The sequence below is a fragment of the Paenibacillus sp. 1001270B_150601_E10 genome, assembly GCF_015558675.1.
In the GTDB taxonomy this organism is placed as follows: Bacteria; Bacillota; Bacilli; order Paenibacillales; family Paenibacillaceae; genus Paenibacillus_B.
Genome location: NZ_JADMOL010000019.1, coordinates 30063 through 50451, shown reverse-complemented (window position 1 = coordinate 50451; position 20389 = coordinate 30063). Strand labels below are relative to the sequence as shown.

Here is a 20389-nt window from a genome sequence, read left to right as displayed (position 1 = left end):
CTGTACATTACGACGCACTCGCACTAGGTTCCAAGATTATATATATGCGTAAGTCGCTTTACATTCTGAGCGACATCATAGCCCCTCTCCTCCAGCTTTTTGCCAGCCAGCAGCGTATCGCCAAGCCCCATGCGGGACCGTTCTACAATGGCTTCGCTCCAAGCAGCAGGGCCTTCTTTCAAGTCCATAAATCGCACAAGGCCCGCTTCAATATCGGACTCGCGAGGAACACCCGATGATACAAGGCAAGGCAGAGCCGCGGCCTGGGCCTCTAGCAAAGAGACGGGAAGCCCTTCAAAGAGGGATGGGAAAAGATACATATCTACTGCGTTCAGACAGGACGGAATATCAGCCCGTGTCCCTACAAGCAGAATATGCGACTGAAGCTTCCTTTCCCTAATCTCCCGTTCAAGCTCCTCTCTTAACGGTCCCTCTCCGATGCACACCATTCGATACGCCGCTCCGTCTATGCGACGGCGAAGTTCCTCTGCAATATCGAGCATAAAGGCGTGATTCTTTACTGCCGATAATCGGCCAATATGACCGATGACAAAGCAATCCTTCGGAATGCCCCACTCCTTGCGTATCCGGTATCGGTCCTGAAGGGTGCCCGCTTGGTAAGCCGAGGTCTGGATTGCATTGGTCAGCACCTCAAAGTCGCGCTGGCCGTACATGAACCTCCCTGCTTCTTCACCGCAGGCCAACCGCTTCGTGGCATTAGCGACCGAAACTGCGCGCAGCAGCGGCATGATCGACCTCTGCCACTTCTCTTCCACATTGCTTGTATGAATGTGGCACACTCGAGTGGGGATGCCAGCCATGCGTGCCGCAAGCAGCGCAAAGCCTCCTTTATATCCATTGTGAACATGAATCGCTTGGTACGGCCCGTGGTCATGAATAAGCCGCTTAAGTGCCTTCATGTAGCGAAGCAGCCCTTGCTTCTTCATATATTCAAAATAAAACACGCGCCCTCCCCTTGCCTCGATCTCATTATGAAGAGGACCGCGGTTAAACGCCGCAAAATCAAACTGCACCTGCTCTGTAGGAAGTGCTCGATAAAGATTCATCAGCATCGAAGAGATGCCTCCATATCCAGTAGAAGGAATAACCTGCAGAATTCGTGCCGGTAATGTATTCATGCTTCATTGAGCCTCCATTGCGCAGTTTGTTGTTCCTTGGTTAAAGGCAGTTCATAAGCCCGCTGCAGGCTGTCAAGCTCGCACTCCAGCAGGAATCCTTTTTGTCTGAACGCCTCACGAATGCAGTCATAGGTAGGCCGAGCTCTCGCTGCCTGCCGACAGACATAATCCGCCCACTCTTCCATAGGAAGGTCCAAGGATAAGAATTGAACAAGGCCTAAGCCCATGTCGACCGATTCTGGAAGAGAAGAGGCAACAACACAGGGGATTCCTGCGGCTTGAGCCTCAATCGCGGCCCCTCCGAGCCCTTCATACAGCGAAGGCATGACAAACACATCGAACATTTGCAGAAGCTTCGGAATATCCTGTCTTACACCAAGAAAATGAACAAAGGAATCGATGCCTGAGCCTGCGGCTTGCTGCTTGATTTGAGCTTGCAGCACACCGCCTCCAACAAGCACTAGACGAGCATCCACGCCTTGGCTGCGAAGATGGTGAAGCAGCGAGATGAGAAATTGATGATTCTTTACGGGATTGAATCTCCCCACGTGCCCGAGCAGCAGCTGACATGGCGGAATAAGGAGCTCATGGCGCAGGCTTTCCTTGTTCGGTTCAGGAAGCTGCTCGTAGGAGGATAAATCAATCGCATTCGGCACAACTTCGACCTTCTGCCGCTTAACGGCGCGCTCGCCAAATAAATACCGTCCTGCTTCTTTACTGATCGCGAGCAACCGAGTAGCGAAGATCAGAATAAGCTGCCTTCCGAACCATATCGCAGCACGCTTCAGTTTGGAGCTTGAGCAGGATGAACCTGTCGTTCGAGCATGGCAGATGACGCGCCCGAGCCCAGCAAGGCGTGCAGCAAGCGCAACGATTCCCTCATGATGAGCCGTATGCGCATGAATGGCTTGGAAGGGCCCTTTCCTTTTAAACAACCGCACGAGATCGAAAAGGTGAAGCAGTGTACCGCCATCCCGCGGGTGACGAACCTTGAATTTTCTTCCGCCCAGCTCTTCAATCTCCGTATCATAATGATGCTGTCCAGGCTCCATAACGAGAAAGTCAAATTGAACGAGCGAGCGGTCAATATGCCGGTACACATCCATGATTCTCGTCTCTGCGCCGCCTCGATCCATGCGGGAAAAGACATGCAGAATACGCTTTGGAGATATGCTCATGAAAGAACCACCTCTTTACCAGGCTGCTCGGTGCGAACCAGCTGAGCTGGAGCGCCATAAGCAACACCATAGGCTGGCACCGATCTTGTCACGACCGAATTAGCACCGATCTTGGCGTGATCGCCAATCATAATGGGGCCCATAATGACAGCGCCTGCTCCTATGAAGACATGCTCGCCGATGATCGGCACCCCATTCGCGTCTCCTGTCCGGCCGTTGCCGCCAATGGTAACGTTCTGATAAATGCTGGTGCCTCTCCCAATTCGAGCACGTCGGTGAATAACGACGCCTAGGCCGTTATGAAAGAGCTTCACATCCTTGCCAAGATCAGCATCGATCGGGAGATCACATGCAAAGACGATGCGAATAAATATCGTGATAAGCTTGGGCAAAAACGGAACTCGAAGCTGCTTCAGCCGCTTTGCCCGTTGGTGCCATCTGCATACGGCGTGCATAGCTTTCCTCCAGTATTTATAGTTGGGCGAATCTGAATGGATTCCATTAGGTGAAGTACTGCCGATACCACTCTGCCGCTTGATCGAAGCCTTCGTTAAAGCTCCATTCGGCATCATATTGAAGCTTCTGCTTCGCCTTTGCTATGTTCGCTAGACTATGCTGAATATCACCGGTACGACTCGGGCCATAAATGGGGGCAAAGGGAACATTATAGCGCTCGCACATCTTCTGAAGCATCTCTTCGACGCTGAATCGTTCGCCATAGGCGATATTGTAAACTTCACCGCACGCATCCTCATCAGCGAAGCAAGCCTTGAGATTCGCTTCAACGACGTTGTCGATGAAGGTGAAATCACGGGTTTGCGATCCGTTGCCGTTGATGATCGGCCGTTCGCCAGAGAGCAGCTTTTTCGAGAAGATCGGTATTACAGCTGCGTACTGCGAGTCCGGGTCCTGCTTAGGACCGAACACGTTAAAGTAGCGAAGTCCTATACAAGGCAAGCCGTACAAGCGAGTATAAAGGGAGCCGTAATACTCGTTCACTGCCTTCGTTACCGCATAAGGAGAAAGCAGCTTGCCTTCATATCCTTCTTCCTTCGGAAGGTCCAGAGAATCTCCATAGACGGAAGAAGAGGAGGCATACACAAATCGTTTCACGGTGCCGGCAAGCCTTGCCGCTTCCAGCATATGATGCGTGCCTTTGATATTGTTCTCCTCGTAAAGCAATGGATCTTCAATGGAGCGCGGCACGGAGCCTAAGGCTGCTTGGTGGATGACATAATCCACGCCGTCACAGGCGAGCTGGCAGATCTCGAAGCTGCGAATATCGCCTTTAATAAATTCAAACTTGGGATGAGTTAGAAACGAAGAGATATTCTCCATTTTCCCAAGAGAGAGGTTATCAAGCGCTCGAACCTTGACGCCCTTATTCAGCAAAGCCTCTGCAATATTGGAACCAATGAAGCCCGCAGCTCCTGTAACCAAGACGACGGTTCCTTCAGGAAATATGACATGTTCGTAGCCCATTTATAACCTCCAGTATTTGAATCCTCCTGCTTCGGCTTCCGTTCGATCGAAGACACCCTTCACATCAATCAGAACGCTTCTTCCAGCTGCATAATGCTCACGCAGGCGGTCCAGATTCATATTGATGAATTCCTGATGATTGACGGCAACGACAATGGCATCTACCAGCGGTATTTCTGTTTCCAAATGAATGCCGTATTCATGCTCAATCTCTTCCTGATCCGCATAAGGATCCACAGCGAAGACATTCACTTCATAGTCCTGCAGCTCTCGAATAATATCAATGACCTTCGAATTTCTCACATCGGGCACATTCTCTTTGAACGTAACGCCCATCATCAGCACATTGGCGCCCTTAACTGGGCAATTGTCTCGGATGAGCTGCTTGACGACACTTTCCGCCACATATTTGCCCATCGAATCATTGATGCGCCTGCCTGCCTGAATAACCTCAGGATGGTAGCCGATCTCTTCAGCCTTATACGTTAAGTAGTAAGGGTCCACACCAATGCAGTGGCCTCCTACAAGTCCTGGCCGGAAGTTCAAGAAGTTCCACTTCGTTCCCGCTGTCTTCAGCACATCGAGCGTATCGATGCCGAGCCGATTGAAGATGATCGACAGCTCATTGACAAAGGCAATATTAATATCGCGCTGTGCATTCTCAATCACCTTGGCAGCTTCCGCCACCTTGATCGATGAAGCGCGATAGACCCCTGCCTCGATGATGAGCTCATATACCGCTGCAATCGTATCAAGGCTTTCCTGATCGCTGCCTGCTACGATCTTGATGATCGATTCCAAGCGGTGCACCTTGTCGCCAGGGTTAATACGCTCTGGAGAGTACCCTACCTTGAAGTCGATTCCATAGGTTAAGCCCGACTCTTTTTCAAGAATAGGGACGCAGATCTCCTCCGTGACGCCGGGATAAACGGTAGATTCATAGACGACGATTGCACCTTGCCTTAGATGACGTCCGACAATCTGGCTTGCACCCTGAATGGCGCCAAGATCCGGCTTATTGTGCCGATCCACAGGCGTTGGGACTGCAACAACAATGAAGGAGGCTTCTGTTATTCGCTCCGGATTGCTTGTAAACTGTACCGTACAGTTCTTTATCGCTTCATGACCCACCTCATTGGTAGGGTCAATGCCTTCTTGATATTTGGCAATCTTCTTGTCATTGCTGTCATAGCCAATGACCTTGGCTTGCTTCGAGAATGCAACCGCAAGCGGAAGCCCAACATAACCCAGCCCCACCACCGCAATTGCTTGCTTTCGATCCTTGATCTCTTCCAGCATAGGAGCAACCTCCACTTGATTTAATTGCATCGTCTTAAGAAGAATGTGATTGACCTTGTTCACATCATACTTTTCCTTGCAGATGCGAAGGCTTGCATCCGCCATGACCGATAGGTCATCGTGGTTCTCTAGCAATTCCTCCATCCGTTCAGCCAAGGCTTGAACATCTTGAACAGGAACGAGATACCCGTTATGACCATGAACCACCGTTTCCCTGCAGCCTGGGGCATCTGTCGTGAGTATCGGTCTGCCTGTTGCCATCGCTTCTAAGATGCTTTTTGGCGTACCTTCGTGATAGGAAGGCAGAACAAACACGGAGCAGGCCGTGAGATAGGGACGAACATCCTGTGCCTCTCCCTGATATTCGATCGAGCCATCCTCGATATAAGGCTCAAGATCCTTTGGGCTAAGGGCTGTCGGGTTCGTATCAAAGGGACCCACAAGCTGAAAGCGCGCCTTGGGATGCTTTCTTTTCACGAGTCTAGCTGCCTCCATGTATTCCATCAGGCCTTTGTCTCGGATAAGGCGGCCGACAAAGAGGAACACCGGTGACGCCGGGATCGGCTGAGCTGTATAATCATCTAGATTGACACCAGAGCCATTAACAAGGCATGGCTGAGTCGGACGAACGATCGACTGCGAAGCAAACACATCGATGTCATCCTGATTTTGAAAAAATACGCGCTGGCAGCAGCTTAATGCAACACGGTACTGTAAAGTGAGAATGAATTTTAAAAGAGAAGACTTCATATTCGGCTTGCCGCCGCTTCGAAAGATGGAGCCTAATCCTGCTACCATCGCATAAATGGACGTTATTCCTGACAGCTTCGAAGCGATACAACCGTAAACAATAGTTTTGGCTTGATAAGCGAATACGACATCTGGCTGCTCTCGCTTCAGCTTGCGCGTTAATCGAGAGAGTGTGAGGAGATCTTGAATAGGATTAAGTCCGTTGCGGGAAATGGGGATGGAATGATATTGGATGCCTTCTGCTAAGAATGGGGCCTCCCAATCACAACCAGGCTCAGGTGCGATCGCCATGACTTGATGCCCCTGCTTGCGAAAGGCTCTCATCATATCGATACGGAAGGTCATCAGGGACGGAGCGCTGCTGGAAATGACACATACTTTCATGCTTGCACCTCTTGTGAGGATGTGTTGATGGCTTCTTTTATTGCTGTATCAGCATTCATCGAGCACCGCTTCCAGTGAGTACGACCATGATCGTTTTGAAAAAAATTTGCGTTTCCATCTTGGGACTATGATGGTTGATATACTCCATATCCATCTTGAATTTCTCTTCAGGCGTAAGCTCATAGCCTCCGTTTACCTGCGCCAGTCCAGTCAACCCTGGCTTCATATACACTCTCATGTAGAATCCAGGAATTCGTTCGTTGAACTGCTTCACGAACGGCTCTCGCTCAGGCCTTGGCCCAATCAGGCTCATCTCGCCTCGCAGTACATTAATGAGCTGCGGCAGCTCGTCGAGACGTGTCCTGCGAATAAAGCCGCCAATACGCGTTACCCTTGCATCGTTGCGGCTTGCCCACTGCGGGCCGTTCTTCTCGGCGTCAGACACCATGGAGCGAAGCTTGTAGATATAGAAGGACTTGCCCATATATCCGACTCTCTCCTGCACATAAATGGCAGGGCCTTTGGACTCCAGTCTGATCAGCACCATCAGCAGCACGAGAATAGGCGAGGTGATGGTCAGAAGCGCACCCGCGAATAGCATATCGATCATTCTTTTTACCACATAAAAGGGATTCGACAGCTCTACCTGCCTTGCATACACCACATCAGTATGGTTCTCTCTACTTGCCCTCTCTCTCAACTGATTCATGATCGACCTCCATCATCTGATCTTGAGCTTTGCACGCTCGCATGAAAGCTACTGCATACTTGAGTAATAGTGATAGGGAGTCGACTTTTTCTGTGCATGCTTGTTCAGTACCGTGCCTAATAGTTTGGCGTTCACACGCTCTAGATTCTTCTTTGCTTTCTTCAATTCTTCACGCTTGACCTTGCCGTAATGGACCACTAGCAAGACGCCATCGCACTTTGCAGCCATAAGCTGCGCATCTGTGACCAACAGAACAGGCGGCGTATCCACAAATACAATGTCGTAGGTGACGGAGAGCTCCTGTATGAGCTTCTCCATATGCTTGGATGCCAGCAGCTCTGAAGGATTCGGCGGGAGCGTCCCCGCCGGTAGAATATCCAGATTCGGGATGCTGCTTTGCAAAATGGACGTCTCCAAGGGTGCCTGATGCGCGAGCACGTTGGTCACTCCCACTCGGTTAGATAAGTGAAACATCTCATGAATGGACGGCTTCCTAAGATCGGCATCCACGATGATGACACGCAATTCTGCCTGCGCATAGGCAACCGCCAAATTCGTAAGTGTCGTTGTCTTTCCTTCCCCCGGCGCCGCCGAGGTCACCATGATCGTCTTCAGCGGACAATCGATGGATGAAAATTGAATATTCGTGCGCAGGGTTCGATAAATCTCCGAGATAGGAGACAGCGGATTCTGAGCCGTAATGATATTAAGCTTCGTGTCCGATTGAGACATTCTTTATTTTTCCTTTCTTCTGTAAGGTTTGGTTTTGGATGACCTCATAATCGGAATCATGGATAACCCCTACGGTGGCGAGATTCGGCAGCTCTAATATCTTCTGGATCTCCTCTTCGCTCTTTACCGTATCGTCCAAATATTCAATCAATAGAATCCATCCAATGGATACGAGGAATGAGATCATAAAAGTGATGGTGATATTGAACAGCGTCTTCGGACTAACTGGCGATGGCGATGCATTCACATCTGCTATGCCCAGAATTGATACATTATCTGTCTTCATAAGCTTCGGAATTTCTTTTTGAAAAACGATAGAGATTGCGTTTACCGTGTTCGCAGCTTTGAGGTAGGAGGCATCTTGGAAAGAGATGGTGATCACCTGCGTGTTGTTTACGGAATTGACCTTTGCTTTGCTTGCGAGCTGACTCGCCGTAAAGCCAAGTTCAGGATACGCCGTCGTCACCTTTTCCATCATGGACACATTTTTTACAATCTCCTTATACGTTTCAATAAGACGAAGATCCATGTTTACTTCGTTAATGCTAATCGCGCCTTCTCCCGCACCCTTGGTGGAATTCACGATAATTTGGCTCGATGCTTCATAGGTTGGCTTCACCAAGTAGTAGCTGGTTACCCCCGCAGCAATCGTGGCGATGGATACAATACTTACGATCCACCACCACTTTTTACGGAGAATGAGCAAGAGACCCTTGATGTCAATGTCCATGATAACCTCCTCATGACTATTTCAATGTCAAGATGCGATATAGGATTACCGCCGCCTCAGCTCTAGTTGTTGTCGCATTTGGCTCGAATCGATCCTTGGTCTTGCCGGTAATAAGTCCATATTGAATCGCAATCGCAGCACTCGCACGCAGGTGAATCGGAATTTGATTCGCGTCCTTATACTTGCGCAGCTCATCAAGCGGATTGCCCTCGATCGGCTTCACATCCAACAGGTGAATGGCCTGCGCTGCTATAGCCGCCAACTCGGCTCTTGTAATCGCCACATTCGGAAGGAATGAAGCCTTTGCCTTCTCCTCGATTAAGCCAGACTGAACAGCCGATTGAAGATATGGCGCATACCAATCCTTCCCGCTCGCCTCTTGGTAGGGAACTACACCCTTATCAAGCTTATGATCCAAGGTCTTCACAAGAAGCTTGATGAATTCAGCATGCGTCAGCTTGTCATAGGGCTTGAACAGTCCTTTTCCCTTTCCTTCGAATATCCCCTTGGCAGATGTCACATCTATTGCATGACCAGCCCAGCTTTGAACAGGCGCAATGTCTGTATATTGATTCTGATACTCGGCTGCTCCTACGGTAGAGCCTGCATACGCCGTAATATTCAGTGTCTTCTGTTCTGCATCGTAAGTTCCACCTTGCAGAACCGTGTGGCCCCGGCTGTGTTCTGCCAATGTAAGCAGAGCGGGATCGCTCACGTTCAAGACATGGAATCTTGCCTCAATCGGCTGCTTTAGACCAATCGTCTTGCCGTCATGCAGCCAATCCAATTGGTAGGCTTCCGAACGAAGTGGATGTACAAGACCTGGTATCGAGGATTGCTTCGTAAGTTGCAGCACGGCATCTCCCTCGAAGGCTTTCAATGGAAGGGATACCGTAATCCCATTCACACGAAGTGCAAGATGAGTGACGCCTAATGCCTTCGCTTCAGCAAGCACTGGCTTAGGCAAGCTCAAATCGATACGGCTAGCGTTCACTTCGCCGAAGTCAAAGCTATATTCAATCTTCGGCGTATTTACTTTACGATCCAGCTTCTCATAGTTATCTTTTAAGGTCTTCACATCCACCGTAATCTTCTTAAGGGCCTCGGTTACCTGCGGTACGTCAAGCTCAAGCGAAGCGCGATTGCCTTCTACCTTCACGAAACTAGACAGATTGAATCTCGCGATTCGTGATACCGAACGCTCCAATGTCGATTGCGCCTGCTTTAACAAGGATCGGCGGTACCAGCCATTTGCATGTTCAAGCTTTATATCAAGATCCGCAAACTCTAACAGGGTCCTTCCTACGATACCTTGAATCTGAGCGGGTGTAGGAATAATGATAGGATCAGGCTTTGCTTTGTAGGTAAGGGTGATCGCAGTTCGGTACAGCTCACGACCGAACAGCTTATCAGTTGCAGCGATAACGGCTGTTGCGGTATTGACGGAGCTATCCAATATGATCTTCCCATTTTCAACCCTGATCTTATCGGAGCCGCTAATCTTTTTCCAATTCAGAACCGCTGGCGGAATGCTTTTTCCCAATACACTAAGGTGCGGTATCTCTACTCTGCCTTGATATTGAATGGTATAGCTGACAACGGTTTTCGACTTCGCATAGGCAAAAATGATGGCGAGAGAGGCTTTATTGCCCGGATCAATGCGCTCAATGATGTTTGTAATATCTTCATCATTCAAGTCCAATTTTTGTATAATGCCGGCAATTGGATTTTTAGATGTCACCTTTACAGCATAAAGAATGTTGCTGATGGTTTCTTTAGCGGCTTTACTATCCGTCGCCAGCTCTAAGAAATCTTCCAGCTCCATGGATTTGATTTTCTTGCGCAGCTGGGCTTCAATTTCTTCGAAGAAAGCCAACGCATCGTTCATGCTTATACCCTGGAGTCCATTGGGTATACCCGTGAGCTTAGCCAGCTTGTTAAGCAGATTTTTCAGTTCAGGATCCTGATTGATCTGGTCAATGACCTTGTTGTCCTTGCTGTACACAAAGGTTAATAGCACTTGAATAAGCTTGCGAACCCGTGGTTCGGTTACATCCTCATAACCTGGTCCATGCTGCTTCTTCAGCTGTGCAATACGGTTCCACACCGACTCGATATCCTTGCTTCGAATCTTTGAAATATTGCGTCGAACGTTTTCGAGAAGTTTCAATTCACTTTCATTTAACTCAATGTATATCTTACTTTTTTTAGCTAGCAGCTGAGAATAGGCAGATTCCGTTTTTTCTTGAGACTCCGCAGCATGCGCTGTGTTAACAGATGATCCTAACGAGCTAAAGCTTGAAGGAAATAGTGTTAACGTGCCAAATGCAAGATTAAAAGCTAAGATCGATAATAACAGCTTCTTTCTTGTCATCCTGATTTCACCTCATCACACAGTTTGAAAGCATGAATTAGCCTTTTCTCCACCACAACTTCCACAATCGTTTGCTGCTTGTCGTATGATAACCTGTCACCTCCAGGTTATGAAGCACACGACTAGCATTGCTAAGAAGGTACTCAACATAATTGAGTCCGAGCTTTGATTCGATGAGCTGATAGGCAAGATGCAAGTCCGGGGGTCGATTCCCATCATTGTGGCAATCGGAGGCAATAACATGAACATGCTGTTGCTTGCACAGCTGCCATGCCATAGCCTTTATTTTTTTTCCAAAGGTGCCTTGAAGCGATTGAGAGGTAATCTGACATAGCATTCCTGCCTCGATGATTCGAACAAGCTTATCGGGAGCTTCCAATAATTCTGCATTGCGTTCCGGATGCGCAAGGACCGGGACTTTGCCTAATAGTCGGAGTTCATAAATCAGATCCAAGATATTGGGGGGGACGGATGTAGAGGGTAGTTCGAGCAGTATATATCTAGAGTGATTTAGCATCGCTAATGTCTGGGCTTGAACGATATCATCCAGCAGTTCCTTATAAACTCTGATCTCCTGTCCTTCATGGATTCTAAGCGGAATCTCTCTTAGCTCCAGCTCCGCATTCAACCTTGAGGCAGCATCTCGAATGTGTGCAGCATCGTTCACATAACGACCGTTTCGGTGATGTGGCGTTGCGATCATATGACGGATTCCTTGCGAACTTGCCATTCGAGCCATACTTAAAGACATCTCCAGTGAAGCCGAGCCATCGTCCAGTTCAGGTAAAATATGTGTATGAATGTCAATCATCAAGCTCCCCCGCCTGTAAATTTCAAACTATCCCCATAGATCTAATGAGTATTACAACATAAGTAAAGTCATGCATCCTGAGACATGATTTTATGATGTGCCAGGGCTATGACAGATTAACTGTTCGATATGGAGCTTCGATGGAATGCTGTTAAATACCAAGGACATACATCTGGTTAATGCAATAAAGCATCAAACTAACGTGCTAGGTCCGCTATCAGAAAATATTCAGTGGGGAATATTACAGTCCTAATATATGGCACTGAGCTTATAATATGTGTAATCGCGTCACATTGTTTCCGGTTTTACACAAAATATACGAAAGCCACTGCAAATTTTCAGTACTTTCTCAATTATTGTTTGCGCTTACATCCCTTTCGTTATCACGTTTCCTCCTCTCGTCTCGTTCTTTCTTTTTGTTCTCATCTCCCATGTCCTTGTACACCATATGAATAAACATGCATATTGACTTGTGATGCAGATTGCATGATATTCCCTTTATTTAACTTGTACAGCCCACTCATGTGCTCCCTCGTTATAGCACCTAATCCTGAACGAAGTTTGTATCCTTAGGTATCCTTCCATGAAACCAGTGGTTCATAAAGTAGGAACATGGCTCTATCCTGTCATGACGGTATAGTCCAGTCGTACGATCTGTTGCCCTATCTCTTACCATAATCAGCTCGACAAGATTAATCTCGTTGCGAAATATGTTCAATGCCCATCTCAAGTTTCAATCACTTCCTTCCATAATAAAACAAACCTGATTCAGGACTTCCTTACCAAAAATGTGATGAGCGCTCCAAGATGAAGTTTGATTTCTATTCGTGTTTCTTCATTATAATAGTGTGAGGAGTTAGCAATAATCGTCCAGCAGCAAGAACACAAAATAGGACCTTCACATGTAAAGGTCCGAACGTACTACTATTGTTTTACCGAAACGCAATTCACGATGTCATATGAATACGTATATCCTCATCACGAGAAAATTCGATTAATACATGATCAGGCTTCCAAAGCCAAGTATCACCAGATACCGCCAATACATCCTCGATGTGCTCAAGAATCGTTGCTAAACGGCAGCGAATTAATGGGTTTGGATCATGACTCCAGAGGACATAGACCTCTTCCTCAATGGAAGAACATCGCTCTTGAAGTTGGGGCAACGTGATGTGGGAATGGAAAAGACGGTCCCAGATCATTCGCCCCGAGGAGGTGAAGTCGAATAATTCTTCAAACCACTCATACATTTCCGTCGTTTTATCTTCACTGTAGACGATAACGCCTTCACCCAACGCCGCCACACATTCTTGAAACAGGATTGGCTCATGAAGCCTATGCTTCTTACGCTGCTGCTGTAGAAGCTGCTCCAATCGGAATGAGCGGGAAAAGTTATCATCCATCATAATCCCCCTTTCTGTTGATTACATGTTCAGGCCTCATGTCATTTTGAAGTAGCAAGAAGTTCGATCTATTTTGATGGAAAGTGTCCATCATTTCGTTCACGTCTTTCCAAGGCCCACCTATCCCTACAAATGCGTAGGTTAACGTGTAATCTCACTACCCTCTAGTTCAATAGTCATTGTGCTTACGTAAGCTGCAGTTCCTGCCACATAAATATCGACATGCCCGCCATTTCGCTTCGCTTCTACATGAACACGACCGTCCTTCCCAATCTCTGTACCTTGTTCGACGGTAAAGGACAGATTCGTCAGCTCAGGTGCAGCATACTGCATATAATAGGCACCCATGACTCCTGATGCCGTGCCTGTCGCAGGATCTTCAATCGTTCCTGAATACGGTGAAGAGAAATGTCTCGCATGCATGAAGGCCTTCACATCATGTGCCCCCATGCAGAATGGATGCAAAGAAGCGCGCGGCATTTCCGTCAGCAGCTCAGGGAAATGCTCATTTTTCGGCTCCATCCTCGAAAAACAATCCAAATTCGCAAGCGGAATAAGCAGCGTCCAGATTCCCGTGCTTCCATACACAATCGGCAGCTCTGAGTGAAGCACACTTTGGTTTAGACCCATGGACCACATCAGTCTCTCCTTATCTCCTTCAAACGGAATAAACTGAGGCCTCGCTTGCTGCATTTGAATCAGCATGTCGGAGTGCTCGTCAGCGCGAACCGTTATAGGCAGAATGCCCACATTTGTCTCCACCGTCAATTGATCGAGTCTTTCCTTGCTCTCACGTTCTGGATCATGGTTCGCCAAAGCATAGATCGCCGCCATCGTCGCATGGCCGCAAAGGTTCATTTCATGACCAGGCGTATAATATTTAAGCTTCACATCCGCTTCACTTGAAGGCAGGACAAATACCGTCTCGTTAAAACCAACCCTTTTCGCAATCTCCTGCATCTGCGCTGGGGTTAAGACTTCTGCATGCAGCACAACTCCGGCAGGATTGCCCATATTCGGAATCGTCGTGAACGCATCAATATGAAGAACTTCTATCGATAAGCTCAAGGGTTTACCTCCTCAGTCTGAATCTCTCCAAGATCATGCATAGACAGATTCTCTCGGATAAAATGAAGCAATCGTTCTTTTTCCGCATCAGGAATGCTGTCTACTGTCAGTTTTCGAGCGGCAATCGGGACGAGCCATGGCTCCACCTCTGCATGTGTAATACCTGATTTTCTCGTATATTCCTCCATGAAACGCTCAATCATCAGCTCCCGTACCTGATCGAACATCTTCAAGATCGGTTCTGGCATATCAGCTGGAAGCACCGCATAGCGTATCATGATGATATACTCCGCTAAGTCTGCTTCGGGATTCCCGATTGCAGCATTCATCCAATCGATGAGGAGAGGCTTATTGTCCTTTTGAATCAAAATGTTGTGGGGGTTCGGGTCACCATGGCACAGCTGTGCCTTCTGCGGAAGGGGTCTCAGGCTGTTCACAATATGCTCCCTTTCAGCTTCGCTTAATTGGACAGCATGCTGGATCGCATAGATAAGCTGCTCTCTCTGTGAGGGCGGAAGCGGAACATCATTACGCTGATGAATATCATACAGCAATTGAGCAGTCACTCTTACTAATTCCCCATCTCCATGAATGTCCGCTTGCTGGAGCCCTTGGCGAATAAATCGCTCGGTAAGCGTATCACCAATAATTCGTTCAAACACAATGCCCGGCCTTCCCTCGATGTCCACAAGCTCGAACGGCCTCGCAGACGGAATTCCACTTTCCCAGACCGTTAGATTTTTTTGATATTCAACGGCTGCATCTCCATAATAAATATTGGGCCTTGCCAGCTTTAGTATCTTTGACCCCTCTTCCCACTCAAATATTTCCGCACATCCGCCTTCTGCAATCTTTCTGCCGCGCTTATCCAACATGTTTACCGGCTCCTTTATGATATACGATTGCTCCCAACTCCCCGTTCAAACGATGTGTTCCACAGTCTACGTTCTGCTACAGAAGCAGTTCCATTTCAAATTGCTTGATGCTCCCTTGCGTCCAACCTGCCTGGATGAGGTCAGCCCAGACGTCTACTTCGGTTGACTGCATATGGAATTGCTCCCCTTCAAGGGTAGAAGCGGCAACCGTGGCAAGCTGTGCGATATCATTCTTCGCTGCGAGAACGGCATATACAACCCCTTGCTTGACTGCAACAAAACCCAACTCATGCTCATAGTATTCAGCGTTGACCCACTCCATCACATGCTGATCCTGCTGCCAGATCGGGCGAGGGACAAGTCGTTGATACTGCTCGAAAAACAAGGAAGCTTCCAATGATGTAAATTGATGGGACTCATTGCTAGTTGGTTGGATAGAAAAATAACCTATCTCTCTAAATGCCTGATAGCCCAGACGTTCATACAGTTGTATGGCCGGCATATTGCCCTGTATGACTTCCAGTTGCAGCTTCTTTACCTGCAGCGCCTTGGCATACGCCAATTGGGCTTCATAAAGTGAAGTTGCGATTCCCTGCTTGCGATATTCGGGAACGACAGCCAGCCCACCGCAGCGCATCGTCCGCATGCCATCCACCATCTTCACTCCATTGAGCCAAAGGGCGACTGGGCGCTCATGATCATATGCAACAACAGAATGCTCAAGAGCATTTCCGTCCTGTCCTAAAAATCGCGCCTCAAATTTCTCTCTTGTCAAGTTGAACGGAATGATATAATCCTGAAAGCCTTCTGACATGGCTTGAAAGGCTGAATCTAGATCTGGGTTTCGTTGAATGTGTACCATCCTGTCCTCCCCCTCATTGATGTTGTTATTGAGAATGGATATTAGCTCATGATGCTTTTCTTCAAGAAAGACTAGAATGAATCAACATGCTCCCTTATATAGAAGCCTGAACGTTTCAGTCGATCAATGGGACCCAGCTTGCTGCTCTCCAAACCGATAGCGTCTAATAACCTCGCCATTGATACATTCACCCGTCCTCTTGCACCCTACCGCTTCATATAGGTGAGCAGCACGAAGGTTATCAGGCTTATGGCCAATGATGACCTCAGAAGTTCCTTCCTGATCATGAATATATTGCAGCACTTGCCTTAGGCCCTCTCTACCATAACCCTTGCCTTGATGCTGCTCGTCTATCATAAACACATAGATCCAGAATCGTCCATCATCCAGATCCTTTGCATACATCGAGAATCCAACAATCTGCTCCTCTTCCATTATGGCGAGCGGCCTCAGATGTGTTTCGAAGCAGCACTCTGCTAACGAATATACAACGGGTAGCACATAGGATACGCCATTCTCTTGGCTGACCTTAAGCGCCGTGCATTCATACCAGATATCGCGATCTACAGGTCGTATCTTGAGATTCATTTTCGCAGATTCTCCTTGGCTTATTACAATTCTATTGCAGTTTTGGGTTCTAAATAAAGGACCTCCCTTGCTCTTCACTGAACATCCCTACCCCGATAGGGTGCGCTATCATATCCAAGCCTCCTGTTTCTGCGGCCACGTGTTCCACCATTTCCGTACAAAGCTGCTCTAGATTCGACTCATGCTTGGGTTGAGCGACTAGTATTCTCATTTCAGACCCTCATTTCTCGTATTCGTGGATCTCGGTAGAGAGGTTCCCTTGATGCGAGCATATTTCTTTTCACTATGTTTCCAATCCATCCATCCTGTGAAAAGGCCAAGCCCTAGAATAGCAATGATAATAACGGTTATTGACATAAAGCCCTTGGGTATAAGACGTGCGATATCAGTTGGATTCGTATCATTGCCTACGTACTGTCCGTATAGGCTAAGGACGATCAAATATAAGCTCGTCTTCACCCCTTTGAGCATTACATATCTCCATAACCCTTTACTTCTTCTTCGATCCCATTTGACCATAAACCGCGTTTCTTCCTCCTCAGCGGTAACGTTCCATCCCTTAACGACTGCTGTCAGGACCAGTATGGTGATGACAAGAAGATGCAGGGTGGGGTGTGCAACATCGATCAATAAACTTAGACCGCCTGCTACGATAAGGAGAACCAGCATAAGCCTATTTTTTTCGTTGAAATCCATCATCTCCCCGCCACTTTTTCAACATGATGCACACATTCCTTATACACGCAATTGCTTCTGTTCTACAAACGAACAGATATCGAGTAGATCTCGTATCACGGCATCGCATTCAACAGGTTTAGTAATCTGAAGATCTGCTTTCCATAATCCCTTCATCCCCACAGCCCGGCTTGCCGCCACGTCATGGTCTGGATGATCCCCTACAAATACGGCCTCATGAGGCGCTAAGCCAAGTCTAGTCAGAGCCCGTTCGAATATGGCTGGATCAGGCTTGCGCAAGCCTTCTACTTCGGAAATAAGAATTACATCACAGTATTCGTGAATGCCAAGCGCATGAATATTGTTCAGTTGGAATGTACCATACCCGTTGGTAATCATGCCGAGTTTGATCTCCAGGCTCTTTAATGCTTGAAGCATCTCATGCAGATGGGGAAATCCAATACAATGCCGTCCGAAGCCATTCATGTAATCTTCCAGCAGGTCCTGCCACAACAAGGACAAATCAAATTCTTGAATAAGCTGCTGATACACCTTATCCTTCCATACGTATCCGCGTTGGTCTAGTTGAACAAATCGAGTGACATACATCTCCTTGTCTATCCCATGCAGATCCGTGATGCGATCATATTGATCTCGAACAAAGGACAGCAGCGAAGTATCTCGATCAAGCAAAGTACCATCCAAATCAAATAAAACGCCTTTTACAGCCATATACAAGTCCCCCACATCCCCACGATATTTGGTAAGATATTCCACTCCATATTACTCTAGATCTTCAAGATGATCTTAAACGTTCGATCTCCTTAAGCATGTGGTCTGCAAATGACAAGGCAGCATTCTCATTCACATGAGTGATGGAAGTTCCATGCTTATAAGCATAAAGACAGCCCTCGATCATAGCCTGATAGTCGTTTGGAACATGATGAATGCCCCATTCCCCTCCTTCTTGCTTGGAGGCAACAACGCCATCTTGCAGAAACATCAGCACCCTGCAGAGGTTAAGCACCTTATAGACAGGCTCGTCAAGGATACCGTTCTTTGCATCTTGAATATCGTAATAGATGGCATCCACATAAGCCTCTCGCGGAACAGGATCACACACATCGCTTAGCGGATCGCCATACATACAAAGTCCACGCTCAAGGGCAACGACAAAATGCGCAGCTAGATCTTTATCCTCTCCACCACCGCATACATACTCTGGATCATATTCGTATCGATCACGATGAGACTCTGAATAATGCAGTTCAAAGGGGGTTGGATATTGAAACGGCTTAAGCACCTGTCCCTTTACAATACTAAACTCATAGCCCCGCTTACTTGACTGATTCTTTTCCAGTTCCACAACGCGTGAAATGATCTTTCGAGCTGTGTGTTTTGCAATAGGCTCCTCCACAATGATAAGCAGATCCATATCGCTGCTTGATGCATGGAAGCAGCCCATAGCCAGCGATCCATGCAAATAAATGCCTGTTAGGCTATCCATCAATTCTTCTTTCATAATGGCTACAAATCGTGTAAGCTCCTCTGTGTAAGTCATCCTGATGATCTCCCATAAATTAAAGTTTGTATATGCTGTAATGTTGATGCGGATTTCAGTTCAACTTATCTATTTCTTAGCCCAGCGGTATGATTGAGAATTGACTTGGTTTTTCCAAAAGATAAGCCTTAATGAAATAGTCATTACGCTGGTACTCGTCCTTAATGATCATATTGCCTGACTTCATGGACATAAGCCGTTACGACAAGGATTTATCCGATCATCATTATCATTTCCAATCAACCGCCTCCTCGGTTAAGCATTTCGATATCCTATTAGACTTATCGCCGTGATGCCTAGACAAAAAAAGGGCGTAATGCCCTTTGCTGCACCTTTACCACCCTCTGAAAACTCATTCACAGACAAACCTCGATTGCCCAAATGATGCTATAGGATTTCAAGATCATGATCTCATCGACACTCCTAGCAAGGAGAAACGATAGTTTATAAGATACTTCTATAGTCTTCCTCTTCCAACAATAAATGAGTGGGGTTTTCACCTTTAAAAAACGAAATGATCTGATCATTTACAAGCTTCGGTTGTTCATGATTAATGGCATGTCCTGCGGATTTCAAGATGATGTAAGGGAGTTGAAGTCGATCGAGCTTCTGTATGGCTTTGGGGTAATAGCTTAAGGGGTCTTGGTCACCAATCAGAAAGAGTGCTCTTTCTTGTAAAGGCTGAAGTTCCTCATCGCTGAATAGCGTGATTTTATGCTTCATCATGGATCGATTGTTGAAGTGCTTCAACAGTAGAAGCCAGTGATGCATCAGCTCTGCATCCTGTTCGAAGGGCGAGGGCTTCGGTCCGCCTAGCTTTCGCAGCAGTCTCCTGCCATTCTTCTCTGATGGGAATAATGCCTCAGGCATGAACGCCTTTATCATTTTGCTCATGACTTCAAAGGAGCTGCTTGGAATACGACCAGCCATGCAAACGATTCTAATAACTCTCGATGGTCTCATCGTGGCATAGTGGTAGGCCAAGTATGCACCATAGGAAACACCTGCAATAAAGGTCTCCTTCATCTTTAGCGCCTCAAGAAGCTCGTCCAGCCACAAGGTTTGGTCAAAAGCACGCCCGTAGTTCTTATTAGGTTCACTCTTGCCGGAACCTCCAATTGCATCCACGGCAATGATATAGAAGTGCTCGGCTAGCTGCTTCGCATTATAAATCCACATCATGGCAGAATGATCGCCAGTTCCGTGAAGAAGCAGTAGCGGAGGTTGAGTTGGAGAGCCTGCTGTAATGATATGTGTATCTCCATAAGAGGTTGGAATATCACGTTCTTTGTATTGCACCTGCCAAGATTGAAGCAATCGATCATAGGATGTGTAGATGCTAAGCTGTCCTTCAGTAGATTTGTATCTCTTCAAGGACGTCCTCCCCTTTAAAATCAATTGATTGCTGTGCTGTGCAAATTGACGGCATACGTCAGGTCATTGAAGCGGTAATGTACTCAATAATAATGGCAAAAGCCGCCAGTACAATCGTAAATAGTGTTGAACTTAGTACACTCCTTCGACTAAGCATGCTTAACTTGCCGGGAGCATCATATTTACGGTATGCAGTATATAGAACAATTCCTGCAACAATTGAGGTGAGCCAGCAGATGATCCCAATCGGCGTGACAAGCTTCTCCCAAGCGAAGATCCAAAAATATAGGATACCAATATGGATGATAAGTACGATGGATGAACTGAAAGTTAAAATAGGTTTTAGCATCATCACCCCTCCAAGAATAGATTATACAATCATTCTTGGAGGAATT

At 47.2% G+C, this 20389-nt stretch carries 21 protein-coding genes; all 21 read right to left on the bottom strand.

Annotation, left to right across the window (positions count from 1 at the left end; genetic code table 11):
- Positions 1 to 23: 23 nt before the first annotated feature.
- The 21 genes from I2H74_RS23225 to I2H74_RS23125 all read right to left on the bottom strand — a co-directional run bounded on the left by I2H74_RS23225 (position 24) and on the right by I2H74_RS23125 (position 20346).
- Positions 24 to 1139: a glycosyltransferase gene (locus I2H74_RS23225; protein WP_195576630.1), complete on the bottom strand. Its 1116-nt coding sequence runs from the start codon at positions 1137 to 1139 to the stop codon at positions 24 to 26.
- A complete protein-coding gene (locus tag I2H74_RS23220; RefSeq protein WP_195576629.1) occupies positions 1136 to 2317 on the bottom strand; it encodes a glycosyltransferase family 1 protein in 1182 nt (393 codons plus the stop codon). Before I2H74_RS23220 ends, I2H74_RS23225 begins: the two co-directional genes overlap by 4 nt.
- A complete protein-coding gene (locus tag I2H74_RS23215) occupies positions 2314 to 2772 on the bottom strand; it encodes a serine O-acetyltransferase (protein WP_195576628.1) in 459 nt (152 codons plus the stop codon). The genes I2H74_RS23220 and I2H74_RS23215 overlap by 4 nt, the downstream gene beginning before the upstream one ends.
- Positions 2773 to 2818: 46 nt before the next feature.
- Positions 2819 to 3799, bottom strand: coding sequence for an SDR family oxidoreductase (locus tag I2H74_RS23210; RefSeq protein WP_195576627.1), 981 nt, complete (start codon positions 3797 to 3799; stop codon positions 2819 to 2821).
- Positions 3800 to 6232 (bottom strand): nucleotide sugar dehydrogenase, encoded by a 2433-nt coding sequence (locus I2H74_RS25225; RefSeq protein WP_195576626.1) that lies wholly within the window; start codon positions 6230 to 6232, stop codon positions 3800 to 3802.
- A 55-nt stretch (positions 6233 to 6287) separates the two neighbouring features.
- Entirely contained in the window at positions 6288 to 6941 is a 654-nt protein-coding gene (locus I2H74_RS23200) for a sugar transferase (protein ID WP_195576625.1), read from the bottom strand.
- A 48-nt stretch (positions 6942 to 6989) separates the two neighbouring features.
- The gene (locus I2H74_RS23195; protein WP_195576624.1) at positions 6990 to 7673 is read right to left on the bottom strand and encodes a CpsD/CapB family tyrosine-protein kinase; all 684 of its coding nucleotides are present in this window, start codon (positions 7671 to 7673) and stop codon (positions 6990 to 6992) included.
- Positions 7648 to 8403 (bottom strand): YveK family protein, encoded by a 756-nt coding sequence (locus tag I2H74_RS23190; RefSeq protein WP_195576623.1) that lies wholly within the window; start codon positions 8401 to 8403, stop codon positions 7648 to 7650. The genes I2H74_RS23195 and I2H74_RS23190 overlap by 26 nt, the downstream gene beginning before the upstream one ends.
- 16 nt (positions 8404 to 8419) lie before the next feature.
- A complete protein-coding gene (locus I2H74_RS23185) occupies positions 8420 to 10777 on the bottom strand; it encodes an S-layer homology domain-containing protein (RefSeq protein WP_195576622.1) in 2358 nt (785 codons plus the stop codon).
- 37 nt (positions 10778 to 10814) lie between these two features.
- The gene (locus I2H74_RS23180) at positions 10815 to 11588 is read right to left on the bottom strand and encodes a tyrosine-protein phosphatase (RefSeq protein ID WP_229506147.1); all 774 of its coding nucleotides are present in this window, start codon (positions 11586 to 11588) and stop codon (positions 10815 to 10817) included.
- 947 nt (positions 11589 to 12535) lie between these two features.
- A complete protein-coding gene (locus tag I2H74_RS23175) occupies positions 12536 to 12991 on the bottom strand; it encodes a hypothetical protein (protein WP_229506146.1) in 456 nt (151 codons plus the stop codon).
- Between the two features lie 141 nt (positions 12992 to 13132).
- Entirely contained in the window at positions 13133 to 14059 is a 927-nt protein-coding gene (locus tag I2H74_RS23170) for a PhzF family phenazine biosynthesis protein (RefSeq protein ID WP_267490765.1), read from the bottom strand.
- Entirely contained in the window at positions 14056 to 14934 is an 879-nt protein-coding gene (locus tag I2H74_RS23165) for an aminoglycoside phosphotransferase family protein (RefSeq protein ID WP_195576619.1), read from the bottom strand. The genes I2H74_RS23170 and I2H74_RS23165 overlap by 4 nt, the downstream gene beginning before the upstream one ends.
- A gap of 76 nt (positions 14935 to 15010) precedes the next feature.
- Positions 15011 to 15796: a GNAT family N-acetyltransferase gene (locus I2H74_RS23160; RefSeq protein WP_195576618.1), complete on the bottom strand. Its 786-nt coding sequence runs from the start codon at positions 15794 to 15796 to the stop codon at positions 15011 to 15013.
- Between the two features lie 123 nt (positions 15797 to 15919).
- Positions 15920 to 16384: a GNAT family N-acetyltransferase gene (locus tag I2H74_RS23155; protein ID WP_195576617.1), complete on the bottom strand. Its 465-nt coding sequence runs from the start codon at positions 16382 to 16384 to the stop codon at positions 15920 to 15922.
- 49 nt (positions 16385 to 16433) lie between these two features.
- Positions 16434 to 16595: a hypothetical protein gene (locus I2H74_RS23150; protein ID WP_195576616.1), complete on the bottom strand. Its 162-nt coding sequence runs from the start codon at positions 16593 to 16595 to the stop codon at positions 16434 to 16436.
- On the bottom strand, positions 16592 to 17083 hold the full coding sequence (locus I2H74_RS23145; protein WP_195576615.1) for a hypothetical protein: 492 nt from the start codon (positions 17081 to 17083) through the stop codon (positions 16592 to 16594). Before I2H74_RS23145 ends, I2H74_RS23150 begins: the two co-directional genes overlap by 4 nt.
- Positions 17084 to 17119: 36 nt before the next feature.
- Positions 17120 to 17791 (bottom strand): HAD family hydrolase, encoded by a 672-nt coding sequence (locus I2H74_RS23140; protein ID WP_195576614.1) that lies wholly within the window; start codon positions 17789 to 17791, stop codon positions 17120 to 17122.
- Between the two features lie 64 nt (positions 17792 to 17855).
- Positions 17856 to 18620, bottom strand: coding sequence for an aminoglycoside adenylyltransferase domain-containing protein (locus I2H74_RS23135; protein WP_195576613.1), 765 nt, complete (start codon positions 18618 to 18620; stop codon positions 17856 to 17858).
- 444 nt (positions 18621 to 19064) lie between these two features.
- Positions 19065 to 19994 (bottom strand): alpha/beta fold hydrolase, encoded by a 930-nt coding sequence (locus I2H74_RS23130; protein WP_195576612.1) that lies wholly within the window; start codon positions 19992 to 19994, stop codon positions 19065 to 19067.
- Between the two features lie 58 nt (positions 19995 to 20052).
- Positions 20053 to 20346, bottom strand: coding sequence for a hypothetical protein (locus I2H74_RS23125; RefSeq protein ID WP_195576611.1), 294 nt, complete (start codon positions 20344 to 20346; stop codon positions 20053 to 20055).
- Positions 20347 to 20389 lie beyond the last annotated feature (43 nt).

Bases quoted from the DNA above. Each gene is read 5' to 3' on its own strand.
- I2H74_RS23135 (WP_195576613.1), bottom strand. From the start codon at position 18,620: ATGACTTACACAGAGGAGCTTACACGATTTGTAGCCATTATGAAAGAA.
- I2H74_RS23175 (WP_229506146.1), bottom strand. From the start codon at position 12,991: ATGGATGATAACTTTTCCCGCTCATTCCGATTGGAGCAGCTTCTACAG.
- I2H74_RS23145 (WP_195576615.1), bottom strand. From the start codon at position 17,083: ATGATGGATTTCAACGAAAAAAATAGGCTTATGCTGGTTCTCCTTATC.
- I2H74_RS23195 (WP_195576624.1), bottom strand. From the start codon at position 7,673: ATGTCTCAATCGGACACGAAGCTTAATATCATTACGGCTCAGAATCCG.
- I2H74_RS23180 (WP_229506147.1), bottom strand. From the start codon at position 11,588: ATGATTGACATTCATACACATATTTTACCTGAACTGGACGATGGCTCG.
- I2H74_RS23160 (WP_195576618.1), bottom strand. From the start codon at position 15,796: ATGGTACACATTCAACGAAACCCAGATCTAGATTCAGCCTTTCAAGCC.
- I2H74_RS23185 (WP_195576622.1), bottom strand. From the start codon at position 10,777: ATGACAAGAAAGAAGCTGTTATTATCGATCTTAGCTTTTAATCTTGCA.
- I2H74_RS23150 (WP_195576616.1), bottom strand. From the start codon at position 16,595: ATGAGAATACTAGTCGCTCAACCCAAGCATGAGTCGAATCTAGAGCAG.
- I2H74_RS23215 (WP_195576628.1), bottom strand. From the start codon at position 2,772: ATGCACGCCGTATGCAGATGGCACCAACGGGCAAAGCGGCTGAAGCAG.
- I2H74_RS23220 (WP_195576629.1), bottom strand. From the start codon at position 2,317: ATGAGCATATCTCCAAAGCGTATTCTGCATGTCTTTTCCCGCATGGAT.
- I2H74_RS23190 (WP_195576623.1), bottom strand. From the start codon at position 8,403: ATGGACATTGACATCAAGGGTCTCTTGCTCATTCTCCGTAAAAAGTGG.
- I2H74_RS25225 (WP_195576626.1), bottom strand. From the start codon at position 6,232: ATGAAAGTATGTGTCATTTCCAGCAGCGCTCCGTCCCTGATGACCTTC.
- I2H74_RS23200 (WP_195576625.1), bottom strand. From the start codon at position 6,941: ATGAATCAGTTGAGAGAGAGGGCAAGTAGAGAGAACCATACTGATGTG.
- I2H74_RS23140 (WP_195576614.1), bottom strand. From the start codon at position 17,791: ATGGCTGTAAAAGGCGTTTTATTTGATTTGGATGGTACTTTGCTTGAT.
- I2H74_RS23125 (WP_195576611.1), bottom strand. From the start codon at position 20,346: ATGATGCTAAAACCTATTTTAACTTTCAGTTCATCCATCGTACTTATC.
- I2H74_RS23155 (WP_195576617.1), bottom strand. From the start codon at position 16,384: ATGAATCTCAAGATACGACCTGTAGATCGCGATATCTGGTATGAATGC.
- I2H74_RS23165 (WP_195576619.1), bottom strand. From the start codon at position 14,934: ATGTTGGATAAGCGCGGCAGAAAGATTGCAGAAGGCGGATGTGCGGAA.
- I2H74_RS23210 (WP_195576627.1), bottom strand. From the start codon at position 3,799: ATGGGCTACGAACATGTCATATTTCCTGAAGGAACCGTCGTCTTGGTT.
- I2H74_RS23225 (WP_195576630.1), bottom strand. From the start codon at position 1,139: ATGAATACATTACCGGCACGAATTCTGCAGGTTATTCCTTCTACTGGA.